The sequence below is a fragment of the Nocardia sp. NPDC046473 genome, from assembly GCF_040645995.1.
In the GTDB taxonomy this organism is placed as follows: Bacteria; Actinomycetota; Actinomycetes; order Mycobacteriales; family Mycobacteriaceae; genus Nocardia.
The window spans coordinates 213,736-231,168 of the sequence record NZ_JBEYZJ010000015.1; the positions used below are offsets into that span (position 1 = coordinate 213,736).

Genomic DNA, 17,433 nt, shown 5'->3' on the forward strand with positions numbered 1-17,433 from the left:
ACCTCACATCATCGGGTGCGATGAATTCAGGCCCGGCGACCGTCCGGCAGGCATCCTTCATGTCCAGGTCAGGGCAATTGCAGGACAGATTCGGATACAGAGCTTCCGGCCTATGCGAACGATGCCCGATCGATATCAGTGAAATAGTCAAGCCGGTGATCCACCGGTCGATCCAACCTCGCCGGATTCGGCGAGATCAGATCCAGTCGCACACCCCAGCAAGCATGACGCAACTACGCAGCGGCCGACTCCATTCCCACCGGGCCGACCAATCAGTGTCATCGGTGAGGGGCATAACCAGGCGGCATTAAATACGCATTACAGCGTGCACACCGGTCCGCAGTGACGATGGAAGCATTCATCCAGCTCGACATGTCACTCGCCATCGGCCGCTGACCCTGACGGCTTGGGCCGTAAAGGGATGTGGCTTTTCGCACACCGCGCGGACGTTGTTCTCGCTGACGATCTCCCTCAAACGAGGAATCAAACCCTTGCGTCGACGTTCGGAAGCGCGTCGATCACCGCCGGCCAGCACTCAGAGTTGGGCCAACCCCATGCCACCGTCGACGGCGATGATCTGACCAGTAACGAACCCGCTATCAGGCTGGGCCAAGTGGATGATCCAGCCGGCCACCTCCTCCGGCTCACCACGGCGCCCCACCAGGAACATCTGACGAAGCTGCTCGGCCGACGGCTGCATCTTCATCGCGGCGCTCTTGATCCCGCCGGGTGCCACCGCATTCACCCGAATCCCCCGCCCCGCCAACTCCACGGCCCATGACCGGGTCAGGTTGTCCACCGCGGACTTCGAGGCACCGTAGATCGACGTACCGGGCACCGCGTAACGCTGGCCGACCACGCTGGAGACCAGCACGATATTCGCGCCCGGGGATTTCATCTGGGGCAGCAACCGTCGTGTCAGCACCATCGGCCCAACCACGTTCGTCTCCCACACCGCGGTCACATCGGCGAGCTCGAACGACTCCAACGGCGAACCCCGGACCACGCCCGCGTTGTGCACCAGAACGTCGAGGGCGGCGCTGTCGTTGATCGCCTCAGCCACCATCTCCGCGCCCTCCTCGGTCCGCACGTCGGCCACCACGGGCACGATGGCCTCATACACCTGCGCTGTTTCCTGCAGCGGCTCGAGCCGGCGCCCGGTCACCACAACCTTCGCCGCACCCTGCCGGGCGAAAGCCAGCGCCGTGGCACGCCCGATCCCCGAACCACCGCCCGTCACCACGACACAGCGACCAGCAAACACCCCATCAGACATCACAGCTCTCCTTCGTTCGTTCGGCCGGCGGCCCGGCCCGTTCCTTGGTGGGTGGTTATCGGTAGTGCCGCGAGACCTCGCACTATCTGGGCGTCGTGGCGGCGTGCTGGTCCGGCCAGATGCAGGTCGGGGCAGCGGTTCACCAGCGTCTCGAGCACGATCGTGGTCTCGAGCCGGGCCAGCGACGCCCCCAGGCAGCGGTGGATGCCGTGCGAGAAGGTCACGTGCGGGTTCGGGCTGCGGGTGACGTCGAGCCGATCGGGTTGTGTGAATCGGTCCGGATCCCGGTTGGCTGCCTGGAAGGAGGTGATGACGAGGTCACCGGCCTGGATCGGTATGCCTTCGACGACAAGGGATTCCGCTGCCGTCCAGGTCACTGCGCTGACCGGCGGTTCGAATCGCAGCAGTTCGTCGACTGCCGAATCGATCAGTTCCGGTCTGCTCCGCAGCAAGGCCCACTGGTCGGGATGAGTGGTCAGGGAGTGCACGGCGTTGGCGAGCGCGAGAGCGGTCGAGACGTATCCGTTGACCAGCAACGACATCAGCATCCGGACCAGTTCGTCCTCACTGAGCCGGTCGGTGCCCTCCCGTGCGTCGATCAATGCGCTGATCAGGTCGTCGCCAGAGCGAGCGTGGTTGCCGGCAACGAGGTCGACCACGTAGTCGTTGGTCAGCTGGAAGGCTTCCCGGATGCGGTCGGTGTCTTCCCCGTCGACGAACCCCTTCGTGCATCGGGTGACCTCGTCCCATTCCGATCTCGGGAGGCCGAGCATTTCGCAGTTCACCCGCATCGGCAGCGGGTTGGTCAGCTCCTGCACCAGCTCGCCTTCGCCCCGGGCGAGGATCGGGTCGAGCAGTTCGTTGGTCAGGGCACGGATTCGGGGCGTGAGGGCCTTGACACGGTGGCGGGTGAATGCCAGCTGGACCAGGCCCCGCAGCCGCGTGTGCTCGGGTGGGGAGCTGTTCAGCGATGAGGGTTCTCCCGGCTCGACCGGTTTGACGATTCGGTTGTCCGCCAGCAAGGCCCGCACCGCGGAGTAGCGCAGCGCCAGCCAGCACTCGACATCCAGTAGGGGGTGCCGTATCCGGATCAGCGGGCTTTTCACCCTGGCTGTGGCGAGTGCCGGGTGCGGGTCAAGTTGGAAGCCGGGGCCGTAAAGTCCCTGCCCGAGCGTAGTGACCGTCATCGAGCCCCCCGTCTGGTCATACAGCGGCGCCATCACCGCTGCGAAAGTCTGTGCACGGATCCGTGTGGCTCGACCCTGGCATTCGGGTTTCAAGACCGGTTCAAGCGGCGACCGACTGCCGATCACCGCCAGGTCAGGCGCGGGCACGCGGGCGAGGAGGCACGTGCCGCTTTCCTTTTCGACTGGCGCACGCGAGTGCCGCCCGATCATCAAGGAACGCAAGGACATCCGCGTGTGGGGTGGACTGTGCGCCGGCACAGTGACCGCAGCGGTCGCGGTCAGCGGTGGCACGGCACCGACCGAGCCACCGCACCAGCATGGGTTGCGGCTGTCCTCACCGCGCCCCGGTTGTGAACCGCGACTCGCGGTCTCGCGGGCGCACCATCGGTCTCCGGCTCAGTGCGTGGCGCTTGCCCGGCTCAGCCCAGGCGCACCGGTTCGTGCTCAGCGTCCGCCTTCGCCTCGCGAGGGGTATCGGCGTGGCCGGGCCACCAAACGCGGTGACCGATCAGCGCTGTCAGGGCTGGGGTGAAGAACATCGCCATGACGAAGGCCGCGATCGCGATACCTACCGAGATCGCGAAGCCCATCTGCGACAGCACCGTGTTGCCCGCCAGCATCATCGAGGCGAAGGTACCCGCCAGGATGACACCCGCCGAGGCGATGGTGGGGCCGGTGTGGTGCAGGGCCATGGCCGCCGCCCGCCGCGGGTCGTGCCCCTCGCGTGCCTCTTCCCGGAGTCGGGCGACCATGAGGATGTTGTAGTCGGTGCCGAGCGCGACCACGAACAGGTACATAATCACCGGCAGCATGAAGATCAGCCCGGACTCGTGCTGCAGGTGCTGGAACACCAGCACCGACGCGCCCAGGGTGGCTGCGAATCCGAGGAACACCGAGGCCATCAGATACCACGGGGCGACCAGACTGCGCAGCAGCAGCGCCAGCACGATCATGATGAGGATCGCGGCTACCGGGAACACGATCGTGTAGTCGTGGTTCATCGCTGCCTGGAAGTCAACGAACATCGAGGTCATGCCGCCGACCACGGCGGTGGTTCCCGGTGGCGCCGCCGCGTGCGCGGTGCTGCGCAGCGGCCCGCGGACTGTGGCCAACGCTGTGTCCGATTCCGGCGACGAGGTCAGTGCGACCTTGAGGTCGGCCACCGAATTGTCTTGCGAGAGTGTGGGTTCGGATACCTGGCCGACCCCGTCCACTCGGCTCAATGCGTTCCGGTAGGACTCCAGCTCGCTGCTGCTCAATGCATTCGGGGCCTGCAGCAGTACGTCCGAGGGCTGGGTGACCCCGGCGGGCATGCCCTTGAGCAACTCCGTGCTGTAGACGGTGGATTCCGAAGCGTTGGAGGTCGCCCCGGAGGTGAGGTCGAAGGTCGGGTCGAACCCGAACGCGAACACCCCGAACACGATCAGCACTCCCCCGGCGGCCACCGCGAATACCGCCGGGCGCCGGCCGAGCGCACGGCCCAGTCTGGCCGCGGTTGCGCCCTGAGGTTCGCGCTGCCAGGCCTTCGAGGGCCAGAACACGCGGGTACCAAGCAGTGAAACGATCGCCGGCACCAGGGTCAGCCCGGCCGCGAGGGTCGTCGCTACCGCGATCGCCAGGGCCGGGCCGAGCGCGCGAAACAGCCCAAGCGTTGAAAGCGTCAGCGCCAGGAAGGCGATGATCACGGTGCCCGCGGCGGAGGTGATCGCCTCACCTACCCGCGTGACCGCGGAGACCATGGCGGTCTTGGGTTCCTCGCCCGCGCGCAACCGCTCGCGGTAGCGAAACATCAGGAACAGGATGTAGTCGGTGCCGAGCCCGAACAGCACCACGACCAGGATCGAGGAGACCGAACTGTCGATCTTCAGGTCGAAGGCCTTGCTCACCGCGGCGATCAACCCGTTGGCGACCCCGGATATCGCGCCGATGACCACGATCGGCAGCAACGCGATCACCGGACTGCGAAAGACCAACAGCAGCAGCACCAGGATCAGGCCGATGGTGGTGGCGCCGATGATGGCCATGCTCTTAGTGGAGGACTGCTGTGCGTCCAGATTCTGTGCGGCCGTGCCGGTGACACCGGCCTTCAGATCGGTGTCGTGCACCTTGTCCTGCAACGCCGTCCGCAAGGCTTTGACGGCGTCGTTCTGGCGGGTATCGCTGGAACTTGTCACCTTAACCATCTGGACCTCGGCGATCTGGATCAGCCGATTGGTCGACGGCGGGCTGGCCGCGATCGCCGTCACGTTCTGCAGATGCGTCGAGTTCAACTGTGCGGCAATCGATTCCACCGATGCCGTGTCATCGGAGGTCAGCGGTTGGCCGTCGGAGCGTTCGAATGCCACGATCGCGGCAGGGGCGGTGGTGTCGGGAAAGCTCTTCTGCTGCAGGTCGGTTGCCTGGATCGACTCGTAATGGGAAGGCAGGAAAGAGGATTGCTCGGTGGTGGAGGTCAGTTTCGGCGCGGTGGCGGCCACCGCGACGATGATCAGCACCCACGCACCGATCGTCCACCACGGGCGACGAACAACCAGAGATCCCAGTCGTGCGAACATTTGGAGGGTCCTTTCACAGAACTAGCGCAACCGCTGCTCGGCCATCGAGGCGGTCGAGCCCGCCGAGTCCGTCCCGGAGCACGACCTCGGCGAACCCTTCGCCCTGAGGGGGTCGACGGCGGTGGCGATGGATGAGTCGTCAAAGAGAAGGCGGGCGTGAATTGCTCGTGATGTCGTTCGCACGCGAGCACAGCGCGCTGTCAGCGGCGCCGAGCTGAACGACCGCTTCCCCGAGGCGGTCTTCGGCCTGGATAGGTTGCTGTTGAGACGCTCACGTGGCTCGGTGGAGTCGCGATCCTGGCCGGGGCCGTCCAGTGTGCTTTCGGGTGCCGCTCAGACCGCTACGGGTGCTTCGCCCTGCTCGGTGTCGCTGGTGGCTGCAGACGGTTCGCGCAGCATGAGAGTGAGCGCGAAGACCAACAGCATCGTTGCCGCGGCCGCGATGAACACCGTGTGCATGGCACCGACGAAGGCGTGCATTACTTCTTTCTGCGTGCCGGCCGGCAGCGTGGTCAACCCACCGGGCGTCATGATGTCGCTGGCACGGGATTTGAGTTGGGCGGGCAGGTTGGCCGAAAGCCGGTCGAGCATCAGTGCACCGAGCACTGCGGTGCCGAAACTCCCGCCGACCAGCCGGGGAAACATCACCCCGGCCGTGGCGACACCCATCTCGGTGATCGGGACGGTTTTCTGTACCGCGAGCACGGGGATCTGCATGAGCTGGCTGAGTCCGACGCCGAACAAGAACATGTCCACGCTCAGCACCCACAAGGGAGTGTCCGAGGTGAGCAGTCCTAACAGCCCGAGGGTGATCGTCGCCAGCGCCGAACCCAGGATGCCGAACACGCGATAGCGGTGTAGTCGGAAGACCAGTTGCCCGGTCACCAACGCTCCGATTCCCAGCCCGACGGTAAGCGGCAGCATATTCAGGCCGGCGACCGTGGGGCTTTGTCCTTCGACAACCTGCAGATACAAGGCGATGTAGATGATCGAACCGAAGTTGGCGAAGCCGACGATGAAGGTGATCGGCGCCGCGATGCGGAAGGTGCGGTTGCTGAACAGCCGCAACGGGATGATGGGCTCGGCTGCTCGGCCCTGCCACCAGAAGAACAGTGCGATCAGCACAAGCCCGATCGCGGCGAGTCCGATGATGGTTGCCGAGGTCCACGGGTACCGCGTACCGCCCCACTGGGCGACGATGAGCAGCGCGGACGTGCCGCTGACCAGGAGCCCAGCCCCGAGGTAGTCGATCCGGTGGGAGACCCGTTCCGGGGCCGGAGTCCGCAATATCGTGGCCACGACGAGGATACAGAGCAGGCCGATGGGCAGGTTGAGGTAGAAGATCCAGCGCCAGGAGGTGGTCAGCCCGAGGAAACCGTGGGGCTGGGTGAAGAAGCCGCCCAGTAGCGGACCGACCACGCTGGCCACCGTCATCACCGGGAATCCGAATCCGACGTATTTGCCGCGCTCGTCTGCGGGAACCATGACAGCGGTCACGGCCATCGCCAGCACCATGGAGCCGCCGGCACCGAGGCCTTGCACCGCGCGTGCTGCGATGAGCTCGCTCAGGTTGCCGGCCATACCGGCCCATGCCGAGCCGATGACGAACAACCCGATCGCCACCAGGTACAGCGGCTTGGGACCGTAAGAATCGGCGAGCTTGCCGAACAGGGGCTGCGTCGCGACCGCCGCGAGCAGGTAGGCGGTCGCCAGCCAGGGCATGGCCTCGACCCCGTGGGCGGGGTCGAGCTGGCCCACGATCGTCCACATGGCGGTGGAGACGGTCTGGTCCAGCGAAGTCAGCAACATACCGAGCATCAGGCCGCCGAACACCAGCCAGATCTGTCTTCGGCTCATCAGCGGTGCGGTGTTGTCCTCGTGCACCGCCGCTTCGGGCGATTCAGTGCTCATCGGATAGTCCCCCTTGCCCGCCTAAGCGGGACTATTCCTCGTCGTCATTGGCTGTGTCGCCCTCGGCGAGGAGTCGATACAGCTGCTTGCGTGCTTCGGTGAGGATCTTCGTCGCGCCGTTCACTTGCTGGTGCGAGCCGATCTGGATCACCTGGGAGGCGGCGATCACGACCTGCTGGATCAGGCCGTTGGCCTCCATCGCCGAGTCGTCGACGGCACCGATGACCGAGTCCCAGATGGCTGAGAACTCGTCGTACTTCTCCTCGACCAGCTCGAGGCCGGTTGTGGTGAGCTCGTACACTTTTCGTCCCTCTTCCTTCTCCGTCGCGCGAACCAGGTCGGCGTCTTGCAGTTGTTGCAGGGTCGGGTAGACCGATCCGCTGCTCGGTTTCCACATCCCGGCGCTGCGCGCCTCGATCTGCTGGATGATTTGGTAGCCGTGAAACGGCTGGTCGGCGAGCACGATCAGGATGGCGGTGCGGACATCACCGCGCCGGACGGTCTTTCCCCGCCGCGGCGGCCGACCGAAGGGCGGCGGAGTGAACCCGAAACCGCGCTGCGAGGCAGGGAAGCCCGTCGGCGGAGGCCCCGCCGGTGGGAAGTCTCCGGGCGGTGGCCCTGCAGGCGGTACATCCCCCGGCGAAGACCAGCCCTCGCGCGGTTGACCCGATGGCATCTCCCCGCCGGAGGCACCCCAGGGCAGGAAGCCAACACCGGGAGGACCAGCGGGAAAGCCGGGTCCTTCGGGTGGGGTGCCTCCGTGTGCGGGGTCGCCGGGGCCGAACGGAGCGAAGCCGAACCCTCCGGGGTTGCCTGCTCCGATGTCCGGAATAGCGTTCCAGTTCATCACTAACCTCCTCTTATCAACCGACACGATGACGATATATCGCAACTTGTCTCGATGCAATGGGTCGATGGGGTCTGGGGCAGGGTCCGGCCGGGTTTTCAGAAGATGACGCCACCTCCTGCCACCGGGATGAAGCAACCGGTCACGTAGTCCAGGTCCGGAGAGACCAGCAGCGCCACCGCGCGAGCGACGTCCTCGGGCTCACCCACTCGCTGAAGCGGCAGTCGCGCAGCCATCGCGTCCAAGCCCTCCTGCTTCATCCAGCTCAGCGACGCCTCAGTCCGGGTGACACCGGGGATGACCGCGTTCACCCGGATGCCCTGTGGACCCAGTTCGAGGGCCAGCGTTTTCGCTGCGACCTCGATCGACGCGCTGGCCAGGGCGTGCCCGATAGCGCCGGCTCGCGGATGGCGAGCGAACGGATCGGAGATGAACACCACTGATCCATGGCCCAACTCGACCATCCCCGGGACTGCCGCGTAGACCGGCAGCAGCGAGGCTCGGACCTGGGACGACATCCCGTGCAGAAGAAGCTCGGGCGACAGGCCCATAGTCGAGCCGCGGACCTCACCGGTGAAACCGGGCGCGTTGAGCACCAGGATCTCAGGCGCACCGAGGTCGGCTGCCACCTTCGCCACCATGGCGTTGACCTGGTCGATATCGGTGACATCGCCTTGGAAGGGAGCGGCGCGGCCCCCGGCCGCAGTTATCTCCTCGGCGACACGCCGAGCATCGCCGTCAGAATTGTGGTAATTGATCGCGACCTGACAACCGCGGGCAGCCAACTCTTTGGCGATTGCCGCACCGATTCCTCGGCTCGCGCCGGTGACCAGCGCGACCTTTCCAGCTGATAAATCATTTCCCATGCGGGCAGGCTACGAGCGCCTCCCAGCAGAGCGGTTCAAGCCGCGTTGGAGCCGACATGAAATCTGCTGCCGCACAGCGTGACTGGTGATCATGGCGGGAACGGGATCGTAAGCGCAGACGCATTCCCTCGACGATTCGGCCCGATCGAATACCAGCGATCCGATCGGCCGACGATAGCGCTCTCGCGCCCGCGGCGCGCAGCACCCGCCGCGGGTCAATGCCGCAGAACCTTCGACCTCGGTCCGTACTCGAAACGTGCTCGATGCGTCCGGCGCACCGTGGGCAGGACGCAACCATTTCCCAGAGGGGACACTATGGCCGACATCGACTCGACCGCCATCACGCCCAAGAAACTGCACGGCATCATGCGGGGCTTCGCCCAGACCGCAATGCTGCGCACAGCGATCGAACTACACGTTTTCGACGGTCTCGCAGGCGGAAATACCGACGTAGACAGCCTCTCCCGGCAGGTCGGAGCCCACCCGCGCGGCCTGCGGATCCTTCTGGATTCGCTGGCGGCCATCGGTCTGCTGCGTTCCGCGCCCGACGGGTACGCGTTGCTTGCTGGTAGCGAGAAGTACCTTCTCAGCTCGAGCAACGACTACTTCGGCACCTCGCTGAAACTGGGCGCCAGCGACTGGGAATGGGACGCGCAGAAGCGGCTCACCGAGACCGTGCGCAAAGGCGGCGCGGTGATGGACACCCACGCCCTGACTCCCGAGTTCGACTACTGGGAGGACTTCGCCGAGAACACCAACTGGTTCAACAACGGCGCCTCCGAGGTGATGGCAGACGAGCTGGTGCGATGGGCCGCGGGAAGGGACTCGGTCGATGTTCTGGATGTCGCGTGCAGCCACGGCTATTACGGATTGAACTTCGCCAAGGCCGAACCGCGCGCGCGGGTCTGGGGGCTCGATTGGGCGAACGTACTCCCCATCACCGCACGAAACTACGAGCGCAACGGTATGGCCGAGCGCTTCACCAAGCTGCCCGGTGACATGTTCACCATCGACCTCGGCGGCCCGTACGACATCGTCATGATCACCAATGTGCTGCACCACTTCTCCGAGCAGACCTGCACGGGGCTGCTGCGCCAGCTGTTCGACGTGACCAAGTCCGGCGGCCGGATCGCCGTGTCCGGGCACACCTACAACGACGGTGACACTCCTGAAAAGCTGGCACCGCCGTTCCTGTTCTCGGAGATCATGCTGGTGATGACCGAAGAAGGCGAGACCCACTCGGTGCAGACCTACGAGCGAATGCTCACCAACGCCGGATTCACCAGCCCGCAGATGTTCACCGGTGAACAGGCGATGCACACCGTCTTCACGGCCGATCGGCCGTGAGGTCGTCTCCAAACGGCACCGTCCGCCCGCGCGGTCCCGTTGGAGATCGACACCACCAGCCAGACCACACCGCCGCGAATCGTCCAGCACAACCCACGATCGCGGTCTTCCGATCGGCCCGGCGGCAGCATTTCCGTCCCCGCTTTCAGAAAAGCCGTCGCGAGCGCCGACCGGACAAAGGTGGACGCATCCGCCGTCGATGGCGGACACGAAGGCCACCCGGTCGTGGCGAGCGGCCCGTTCCCGAGGAGAAACGGTGAAACACATGTTCCACGTGTGCAGAGCACGGTGGCCGATCTGGCTGGACTGGATGGTCGCCACCATTCTCCCGACGCTGACTCCGCTGCTGTTGATGTACGGCGGAGTGATGCCACTCCAGGACTATCCCGTGCCCCGGGTCCGGCTCAACGACGACCTGGAGGTCGACTTCAGCGGTGTCTGGCTGCGGCCCAACGGAAGCTGAACGCTCGCCGTGTCGACGATCGTGGGCCCGGGTATTTGCCGCTGCCGACCCGCCGGCTCGTTCGACGAGTCACCGCGATTATCAGGGGCGCCGTCGGCCCCCTCTGGGGCACAACGGAATTCGGCTGGCTCCCCTGCTCACAATAGCCACCCCGGACCAGCGATTCGATCACGGGCCCGGCCACTGCACGCACGGTCAGTCGTCGAGTATTGCCACAGCTCGCGCCCACCCGGCGCCCGCGCCGGCGACCTTCACCGGGAAACACGCCAGGCGGAATCCATACGGCCTGGGCAGGGCATCGAGGTTCGTCAGCCTTTCGATCTGGCAGTATTCCCGCTCCCTGCCGACGAAATGCGCCGGCCAGAGCACGCTCTGATCGGCGCTCTGCTGGTAGCGCTCGATGATTTTCCCGAACGGGGCATCCAGGCTGAACGCGTCAGTGCCGATCACGCGGACACCCCGGTCGAGCAGAAATTCGACGGCCGCACCGTCGATTCCGACGAAGTCGGTGAAATAGCGCTTGGTTCCGGCCCACCGCTGCGCCCCAGTGTGCAGCAGCACGATGTCGTGCGCCTCGAGCGTGTAGTCGATGTCAGCCAGTGCCTGCTCGATGCCACCGACCCCGACCACCGCACTGTGTGTGGTGGTGAGGTCGAGCACCACCGCGTCACCGAAGAACCACTCCAACGGCATTTGGTCGATATGCCGAGGTGGACCGTAGGTGGCCTTCGATCCGTAGTGCGATGGCGCATCGACGTGCGTTCCGGTGTGCGTGGTGAGCGTCAAGGTGTCGAGGGAGAGAAATTCGCCGTCCGGTAAAGACGCGGGCGTGAAAGCAAGGCCGAGATGTTTTCGGACCTCAGCGCTCATGTGCCGCGCGCCGTCGGCGGGGGTCAAAATCTCGTGCTTCACTGGATCCGGTTCGAACAGCGACGCATCAACAGGCGAGGAGAGGTCGATCAGGCGCACCGTGAAATCCTTTTGTCAGTCTGCAGTGAACAGGTTCGAGGCCACGGTGATCGCCGGGTTGCCCACCGCGATCTGACGCGTGATCGCCTTGAACACGGGCGTACGCTGCATGATCTTGATCATTGCGTGTCGGACAACCGTGGCGGTGGAGTCGCGCGAGAGCATTCCTTTGCTCTGCATGACCTGGGTCTTCATCACCCGATTGATATCCGGTTCTCGGATTCGCACGAACTTCTCAAGAAATTCTGCCGTGGCGTCCTTGCGGTGCAAGGATTCCATCAGCACCGGGTGTGCGACGACGGCGTCCTGGATGGCGAGGTTTATTCCTTGCGCACCGAGCGGGCTGTGGGTGTGGGCGCTATCGCCGATCAGCACCACCCCGTCGCGAACCCACCGTTGGGCTTTGGCCGCGAAGACATCGAGCAGCGTGAAATCACGCATACTGACGATGTGCTCGTCGATCAGGTCCGCGAAAGGCGGGATGGCGGCGCCGATCCGTGCACGAGCCTGCTCCACGCCCTGGTCGGCGATGGCGCGATACCCTCCGTGCGGCAATGTCCAGCCGAGCTGCAGTTTTCCCGGATAGGCTTTGTACACCAGCACGGGATTGCCGCCACCGCGGAAGATCTGCGCATTCGGTACGGCGGTGTCGCCGATCGGTAACTTGAACCATAAGACGTCGAGGTCGAACACCTCCTGCCGGAGATTGTCGATCTCAGCCCGGCGCCGCACCCTGGAATAGCGGCCGTCAGCCCCGATCACACAGTGCGCTCGCACACTGCTCTCCTGGTCGGAGTCGTAGACGACACCGCGGACCTGACCGCCCTCGGTGACCAGATCGGTCACGCGCTTACCGGCCAGGTACCGGAAATGCTCGTAGCGTCCACACTGGACAAGCAGTTCGGCCAGCAGGTGTTGTTGCGGGATGCTCAGCAGATAGTTGTACGGCTTCGGCAGTTTGCGATAGTCGATATCCAATACCGCGTCGCCGCGCTCGATCAGCTGGAAACGGGCCAGCTCGTAGCAGCCCCGTTCGCGTGCCCCGGCCAGCACACCCAACTGATCGAGCAGAGCAAGCGCTCCGGGCTGGAGGATCTCGCCGCGGTATTCGCGCTCGAGGGTTCGGCTGCGCTCGATCACCGTCACCCTGACCCCGGAGCGCAGCAGCAACAGCGCCATCGTGAGCCCTGCCGGCCCGCCACCGACGACGCAGAAATCGGTTTCGGTGTGATCCATGTTCGTCCCCTGTCCTAGGCCCGCAGACCGAAGCCGCCGTCCACGGTGATCACCTGGCCGTGAATCCACGCGGCCTCGGGCGCGCACAGCAGTGCCACAACGTCGGCTACATCCGCGGGCACAGTGAGCCGGCCGGCGGGGGTCCTCGCCGCGAGCATCGGAATCAGCTCTGCGCCAGGGGTTTCCGGGCCTTTGTCGAGTTTGGCGGTGGTGATCGCGTTCACGGCGATCCCGTTGCCAGCCAGCTCGACCGCGAGGTACCTGACCAGAGTTTCCAGCGCCGATTTCGCCAGGCCGAGGCTGACATAGTGAGGAAGGACCGCGCGAGCACCGTTGCTAGACACGGCGATGACTCGGCCACCGGACGCCATCAACTCCATCAGCGGCGCCGCGGCACGCAGCAGCGGATCGATGGCGGCGGCGATGTCGGCATGGATCGCGTCGGGCTCGTTGTCGATCGCCGACATCGGGTGCCAGCTGGCGGCATTGTGCACGAACACATCCAGCCGGCCGAACCGCCGCCGTGCCTGCTCGAGCACCGTGGCCACACCATCGGGACCGGTGATGTCGGCCTTGACAGCGACTGCGGTGCCCTTGCGCCCGTCGAGCGCGGCGACCAGGCTCTCGGCGGCGGCGGTGTCGTGCGCGTAGTTGACCACGACGTGGCAGCCGCTTTCACAGAGTTTGCTGGCGATTGCGGCGCCCAGCCCGCGGCTGGCACCGGTGACAGCCGCGACCTTGCCATCGAGACCGAGGCTGCTTCCGGCCGCTGTCATGCCTGCGCGGTTTCGTCACTGACCTTTTCCGCGACCACCATCGTGTCGCGCCCGATCGTGTCCAGCTCTACGACCGTGGTGACCCGGAATCCGGCCTTCTCCGCCCAAGCGGTGCACTCTTCGACGGTGTATTCCGATCCCCCCTCCCGGACCAGCCGCACATTCAGGCTCGCCAACAACTTGTGCGGATCCGATCGCTCGTTGTCGAGCATCTGGTCGTAGATCACCACAGCCCCGCCGGGCCGCACCGCCGGCCAGGCGCGCTGCAGCAGTGTCTGGCGGGTTTCCAGCGGCCAGTCGTGCAGCACGTGACCGAAGATCAGCACGTCGGTCTGCGGCAGCGGCTCGTCGAAGAAGTCGCCGCCCTGGAAACTGACCGACTCGGCCGTGCCGGTGTGGTCCATGTGCTCGTTGAAGAAGGGTTCGAGACCGGGCAGGTCGAAGACGACGCCGGTCAGGTGCGGGTGTGCGGTAACGAGCTGTGCGGCCAGGTTGCCCCGGGCTCCGCCGGCATCGACGAAGGACTTGTAGCGGCTCCAGTCGAGGTACTTGGCCAGTTGCGGGCCAGCGTATCCGTTATAGGAGTCCATGTGCGACAGGAACTGTCGAGTGATGTCGGGGCCGGCGGCATAGGTGTTCTTGAAGGCGTTCTTCCCGCCGAGTCCCTCGGATTTGGGCTGCCCGTCTCGCAGCGCTTCGCTCAGCCGTCCCCACATCTGGTAGTGGTGGCGGGCGCTGCGAGCCATGACCCCGCCGAGATAGGTGATCGCGCTGGGCAGCAGGAAGTCTTCGACCGCGGCGCTGTTGCTGTATCGGCCGGCTTCGCGCTGCAGCATCCCCAGCCCGACCAGCGTGTCCAGGAAGTCGGCGGTCAAGCGCGGATGCAGCCCGAGGCCCGTGCGGATCTCCGCCTCGGTCGCGGGACCCGATGCCAGATGCTCGAACACTCCCAGCTCGACTGCGCTATTCAGCACCGCCGATTCGGTGTACCCATTGCTCTGCTGAACCAGCGATCGGGCAACAAGCGTTGAGGCGTCATACGAATTCACGGTCATGTTCATCCCCCTCTTCATTTTCGTTTATCAGCTATGTTTCCGGTGGCGTCTCCGGCCGAACTCCGGAAATATTGTGCTTCGAGTGGCTCCATCCGCATTCGAGCCGGATTAGTGCCGCCGACCGCGGCGAGCCGTCTTGATCAGCGGCCGCCGGCGACAATGAGTTCTTGTCCGGTGATATTGGCATTGGCGGCCGAGCACAGAAAAACGATGGCGGCCGCGATGTCTTCGGGCGTGCTGAGCCGCCCGGTCGGTGTACGGCCGGTCTCCTGAGCCTGTACTTCGGCCGGTAGCCCGGTGCGGACTCGTTCGGTCGTGGTGAGTCCGGGCGAGACCACATTCGCCAGGACACCGTCGGGTCCCACATCCCAGGCCAGGCTGCGCGCGAAGCCGATCAGACCGGCCTTGGTCGCACCATAGAACTCCTGGCCGAAATGTCCGTGCATGGCCACATGCGAGGAGACCAACACGATCCGGCCCCAGCCCCGAGCACGCATCCCTGGCACCACCAGTTGCGCGGTCCGCACGGTCGGGACCAGATTATCGCGCAGCACGGGCTCCCATTCCGCCACCGGCACATGCTCGAAGTGCACGTCGCGGGGCCGGCGCGTGCCCCACCGCATCGCGTTGGCCACGAGCACGTCGGGACCGCCGCACCGTTCACTGACGTGCGTGACGGCCGCGGCGAGGGTGTCCGGTTCGTCCAGCGCGTAGCGGACCACCAGGGCGCGGGTGGGTGTCCCGCCCAGGTCGGCAGCCAGTTTCTCGGCTGCCTCCTGGTTGCGGTGGTAGGCGATCACGACCCGCGCGCCCTCGTCGGCGAAAGCCCGCGTGACCGCTTGCCCGATGCCGCCGGTGGCGCCGGTCACCAGGACCACCCGATCCGCTAACCCGAAATCCATGCTGATCTCTCCTTCAGTGCTGCAGAGCGGGCTGCTCGGCGAAGAGGCTGCGCGTGAGGTGTAATGGCGCGAACGCGGCCGACAGGCTTGCGCGATCGATCGCGTGACCGCGGGCGGACAGATAGCCGTCGGGCCGCACCAGCAACCAGTCGCCGTCGACGACGGCGAGGGTATCGCGCAGCCGGTGATGCGGATCTGGTAGCGGGTTGGTGGTGAGGTCGGCGGCGCGGGCGCCGATGGTGCGTACCGATAGCCAGTTCTTGTGCAGGGTGTCCAGCTCCCGGGCGATCCGCGCGCCCGCGCTGGACTCCGCGACCACCAGCAAGGTCCATCGGGTGTCGCGCAGCTCGTCGGCGAGTTCGCGGGCTCCGGGATCGCTCTCGTCGGCGGCGGCCTGACTCAGTCTCTCCCCAGCGCCGGGCTGAAACCGTGCCGCTGCCGCATTGACCGTCAGTGGACTGTCGCCATAGGCCAGCTGCAATCCCGACACCCCACCGAGGATCTTGCGCTGCAGTCGCAACCGCACGGGGGCGACGTTGCGCACCACCGCGAACACGATCGGCAGCAGCAGACCGGCGAACTTGTTCTTCAGCTGAACCAGGAAGGTGGCTCGCTTCGTCGAGTGCAGCAGCGTGCGCCCGACGGGCACGCGCTCGGCGCTGTAGCTGTCGAGCAGTTCTTCTCGACAGTGGCCGTGTTCGACGATGGCGATCTTCCAGGCGAGGTTGAACGCTTCCTGGATTCCGGTGTTCATGCCCTGTCCGGAGGCAGGACTGTGCACGTGCGCGGCATCCCCGGCGACGAAGCACCGGCCCTGCCGCATCCGTTCGACCATGCGCTGCTGGAAGGTGAACACCGACGTCCAGGTCGGCGTCTCCACAATCGTCTCCCGGCCCAAACCCTGGGTGAATTTGCGGCTGAACCGGTCGGCAACCTCTTGCGCTTGCGTGGTCTCATCGATCTCGAGGGTGTCGAGCATGCGCCACCGTCCGGGTTCGCGCATCGGGGCCATCATCAGCGTTTGTTCGCCAGTATCGATCCAGTAGATGCTGTCGCGGGGCAGTTCGGTTCGGACCTGCGCGTCCGCGATCATCCACGTTTCGCTGCTCTCTCCGAGCAGCGGGAAACCGAGCTGTTTACGTACCGTGCTGTGCCCGCCGTCGCACCCGATGAGCCAGGGGGTGGCGAAGGTTTCCTCGCTTCCGTCCGTGTGTCGCAGTGTGGCCAGCACACGCTGGTGGTCCTGCTCGAAGGTTTCGAGCCTGACTCCCCATTCCACGCTGAGGCCTTTGCGGTTGATCGCCTCACGCAGCACTGACTCGGTGGAAACCTGGTCGATGGCGAGGGTGAAGGGGAATCGGGTTGGCATCGTGGAGTAGTCGGCGCCCAGCCGCGCCAGTCGGCGGCCTTTGCGGAACATCGTGAAGGCCTGAATCTTCTGGCCTCGTGCCACGATCTCGTCCACGACGCCCATGTGGTCATAGGTCTCCAGGCTGCGCGGGTGGGTGGCGATCGCTCGGCTGGTGGTGGTCGGCCCCGGGCCGGCGTCGATCAATCGCACGGGTAACCCGTGTCGTACAAGCTCGTGTGCCAGAACGAGCCCGACCGGGCCGGCGCCCACGACGAGGATCGGGTGCGTTTCGGGTGATTCGATCGGAGTGATACTCACGTGCCCCCCTGTTTGTCGACGGGATGGGTGGTGCAGACGCCGAGATCGCGCTGCAATCGGGGCGGGCTGGCTTACCCCTTCGCCTCACCTTCGCGCACGACCTCGTAGAGGTCGGGGTCGACGGTCGCGACCGCGGCTAACGGTTCGACGCGGCGGCGGAATCCTTCGCTCTGGATCGCCCGCCGATGAGCGTCGGCGTCTTTCCATTCTGCGATTTCGACGAAGACGTTGTCCCGGCGCACGGAACGCAGCAGGCTGTAACGGATATATCCGGGCTGTTCCCGCATGTATTCCGTCAGGCCGTCGGCGACGCGTTCGAAGTCGGCGATTTTCCCGGTTACCGTCAGCTTGTTCACCATGGTCACCATGACGAG

General features: G+C 65.4%; 15 protein-coding genes. 2 read left to right on the top strand and 13 right to left on the bottom strand.

What is annotated here, in order from left to right:
• Positions 1-535: 535 nt before the first annotated feature.
• From ABZ942_RS42355 to ABZ942_RS42380, 6 genes are all read right to left on the bottom strand, one after another.
• Positions 536-1,276, bottom strand: a complete 741-nt coding sequence (locus tag ABZ942_RS42355) for an SDR family oxidoreductase (RefSeq protein WP_357391923.1) — start codon at positions 1,274-1,276, stop codon at positions 536-538.
• Positions 1,276-2,463 carry a cytochrome P450 gene (locus ABZ942_RS42360; RefSeq protein ID WP_357391924.1) on the bottom strand — a complete coding sequence of 396 codons (1,188 nt, stop codon included), beginning with the start codon at positions 2,461-2,463 and terminating at the stop codon, positions 1,276-1,278. Before ABZ942_RS42360 ends, ABZ942_RS42355 begins: the two co-directional genes overlap by 1 nt.
• A gap of 419 nt (positions 2,464-2,882) precedes the next feature.
• Positions 2,883-5,018 (bottom strand): MMPL family transporter, encoded by a 2,136-nt coding sequence (locus ABZ942_RS42365; RefSeq protein ID WP_357391925.1) that lies wholly within the window; start codon positions 5,016-5,018, stop codon positions 2,883-2,885.
• A gap of 333 nt (positions 5,019-5,351) precedes the next feature.
• A complete protein-coding gene (locus tag ABZ942_RS42370) occupies positions 5,352-6,929 on the bottom strand; it encodes an MDR family MFS transporter (protein ID WP_357391926.1) in 1,578 nt (525 codons plus the stop codon).
• 31 nt (positions 6,930-6,960) lie between these two features.
• Positions 6,961-7,776, bottom strand: coding sequence for a PadR family transcriptional regulator (locus ABZ942_RS42375; protein ID WP_357391927.1), 816 nt, complete (start codon positions 7,774-7,776; stop codon positions 6,961-6,963).
• A gap of 98 nt (positions 7,777-7,874) precedes the next feature.
• Positions 7,875-8,642, bottom strand: a complete 768-nt coding sequence (locus ABZ942_RS42380) for an SDR family oxidoreductase (RefSeq protein WP_357391928.1) — start codon at positions 8,640-8,642, stop codon at positions 7,875-7,877.
• Positions 8,643-8,957: 315 nt separating this feature from the next.
• Between ABZ942_RS42380 and ABZ942_RS42385 the strand changes: the two genes are divergently transcribed.
• Both ABZ942_RS42385 and ABZ942_RS42390 read left to right on the top strand, forming a co-directional pair.
• On the top strand, positions 8,958-9,989 hold the full coding sequence (locus tag ABZ942_RS42385) for a class I SAM-dependent methyltransferase (protein ID WP_357391929.1): 1,032 nt from the start codon (positions 8,958-8,960) through the stop codon (positions 9,987-9,989).
• Between the two features lie 256 nt (positions 9,990-10,245).
• Complete coding sequence (locus tag ABZ942_RS42390; protein ID WP_357391930.1) at positions 10,246-10,452, top strand: hypothetical protein; 207 nt, start codon at positions 10,246-10,248, stop codon at positions 10,450-10,452.
• A 195-nt stretch (positions 10,453-10,647) separates the two neighbouring features.
• On the opposite strand, the gene ABZ942_RS42395 is transcribed toward ABZ942_RS42390, so the two are convergent.
• The 7 genes from ABZ942_RS42395 to ABZ942_RS42425 form a co-directional block, all read right to left on the bottom strand.
• Positions 10,648-11,421, bottom strand: a complete 774-nt coding sequence (locus tag ABZ942_RS42395; protein ID WP_357391931.1) for a cyclase family protein — start codon at positions 11,419-11,421, stop codon at positions 10,648-10,650.
• Positions 11,422-11,436: 15 nt separating this feature from the next.
• Complete coding sequence (locus ABZ942_RS42400; protein ID WP_357391932.1) at positions 11,437-12,657, bottom strand: FAD-dependent monooxygenase; 1,221 nt, start codon at positions 12,655-12,657, stop codon at positions 11,437-11,439.
• Positions 12,658-12,671: 14 nt separating this feature from the next.
• A complete protein-coding gene (locus ABZ942_RS42405) occupies positions 12,672-13,433 on the bottom strand; it encodes an SDR family oxidoreductase (protein WP_357391933.1) in 762 nt (253 codons plus the stop codon).
• Entirely contained in the window at positions 13,430-14,488 is a 1,059-nt protein-coding gene (locus ABZ942_RS42410; RefSeq protein WP_357391934.1) for a methyltransferase, read from the bottom strand. Before ABZ942_RS42410 ends, ABZ942_RS42405 begins: the two co-directional genes overlap by 4 nt.
• Positions 14,489-14,628: 140 nt before the next feature.
• Complete coding sequence (locus tag ABZ942_RS42415; RefSeq protein WP_357391935.1) at positions 14,629-15,390, bottom strand: SDR family NAD(P)-dependent oxidoreductase; 762 nt, start codon at positions 15,388-15,390, stop codon at positions 14,629-14,631.
• A 13-nt stretch (positions 15,391-15,403) separates the two neighbouring features.
• Positions 15,404-17,059 carry an FAD-dependent monooxygenase gene (locus ABZ942_RS42420; protein WP_357391936.1) on the bottom strand — a complete coding sequence of 552 codons (1,656 nt, stop codon included), beginning with the start codon at positions 17,057-17,059 and terminating at the stop codon, positions 15,404-15,406.
• Between the two features lie 71 nt (positions 17,060-17,130).
• Positions 17,131-17,427: an antibiotic biosynthesis monooxygenase family protein gene (locus ABZ942_RS42425; protein ID WP_357391937.1), complete on the bottom strand. Its 297-nt coding sequence runs from the start codon at positions 17,425-17,427 to the stop codon at positions 17,131-17,133.
• Positions 17,428-17,433: the final 6 nt, after the last annotated feature.

Excerpts from the sequence above, each read along its gene's own strand:
- ABZ942_RS42355 (WP_357391923.1), bottom strand. The coding sequence starts at position 1,276 with ATGTCTGATGGGGTGTTTGCTGGTCGCTGTGTCGTGGTGACGGGCGGT.
- ABZ942_RS42360 (WP_357391924.1), bottom strand. The coding sequence starts at position 2,463 with ATGACGGTCACTACGCTCGGGCAGGGACTTTACGGCCCCGGCTTCCAA.
- ABZ942_RS42365 (WP_357391925.1), bottom strand. The coding sequence starts at position 5,018 with ATGTTCGCACGACTGGGATCTCTGGTTGTTCGTCGCCCGTGGTGGACG.
- ABZ942_RS42370 (WP_357391926.1), bottom strand. The coding sequence starts at position 6,929 with ATGAGCACTGAATCGCCCGAAGCGGCGGTGCACGAGGACAACACCGCA.
- ABZ942_RS42375 (WP_357391927.1), bottom strand. The coding sequence starts at position 7,776 with ATGAACTGGAACGCTATTCCGGACATCGGAGCAGGCAACCCCGGAGGG.
- ABZ942_RS42380 (WP_357391928.1), bottom strand. The coding sequence starts at position 8,642 with ATGGGAAATGATTTATCAGCTGGAAAGGTCGCGCTGGTCACCGGCGCG.
- ABZ942_RS42385 (WP_357391929.1), top strand. The coding sequence starts at position 8,958 with ATGGCCGACATCGACTCGACCGCCATCACGCCCAAGAAACTGCACGGC.
- ABZ942_RS42400 (WP_357391932.1), bottom strand. The coding sequence starts at position 12,657 with ATGGATCACACCGAAACCGATTTCTGCGTCGTCGGTGGCGGGCCGGCA.
- ABZ942_RS42405 (WP_357391933.1), bottom strand. The coding sequence starts at position 13,433 with ATGACAGCGGCCGGAAGCAGCCTCGGTCTCGATGGCAAGGTCGCGGCT.
- ABZ942_RS42410 (WP_357391934.1), bottom strand. The coding sequence starts at position 14,488 with ATGACCGTGAATTCGTATGACGCCTCAACGCTTGTTGCCCGATCGCTG.
- ABZ942_RS42415 (WP_357391935.1), bottom strand. The coding sequence starts at position 15,390 with ATGGATTTCGGGTTAGCGGATCGGGTGGTCCTGGTGACCGGCGCCACC.
- ABZ942_RS42425 (WP_357391937.1), bottom strand. The coding sequence starts at position 17,427 with ATGGTGACCATGGTGAACAAGCTGACGGTAACCGGGAAAATCGCCGAC.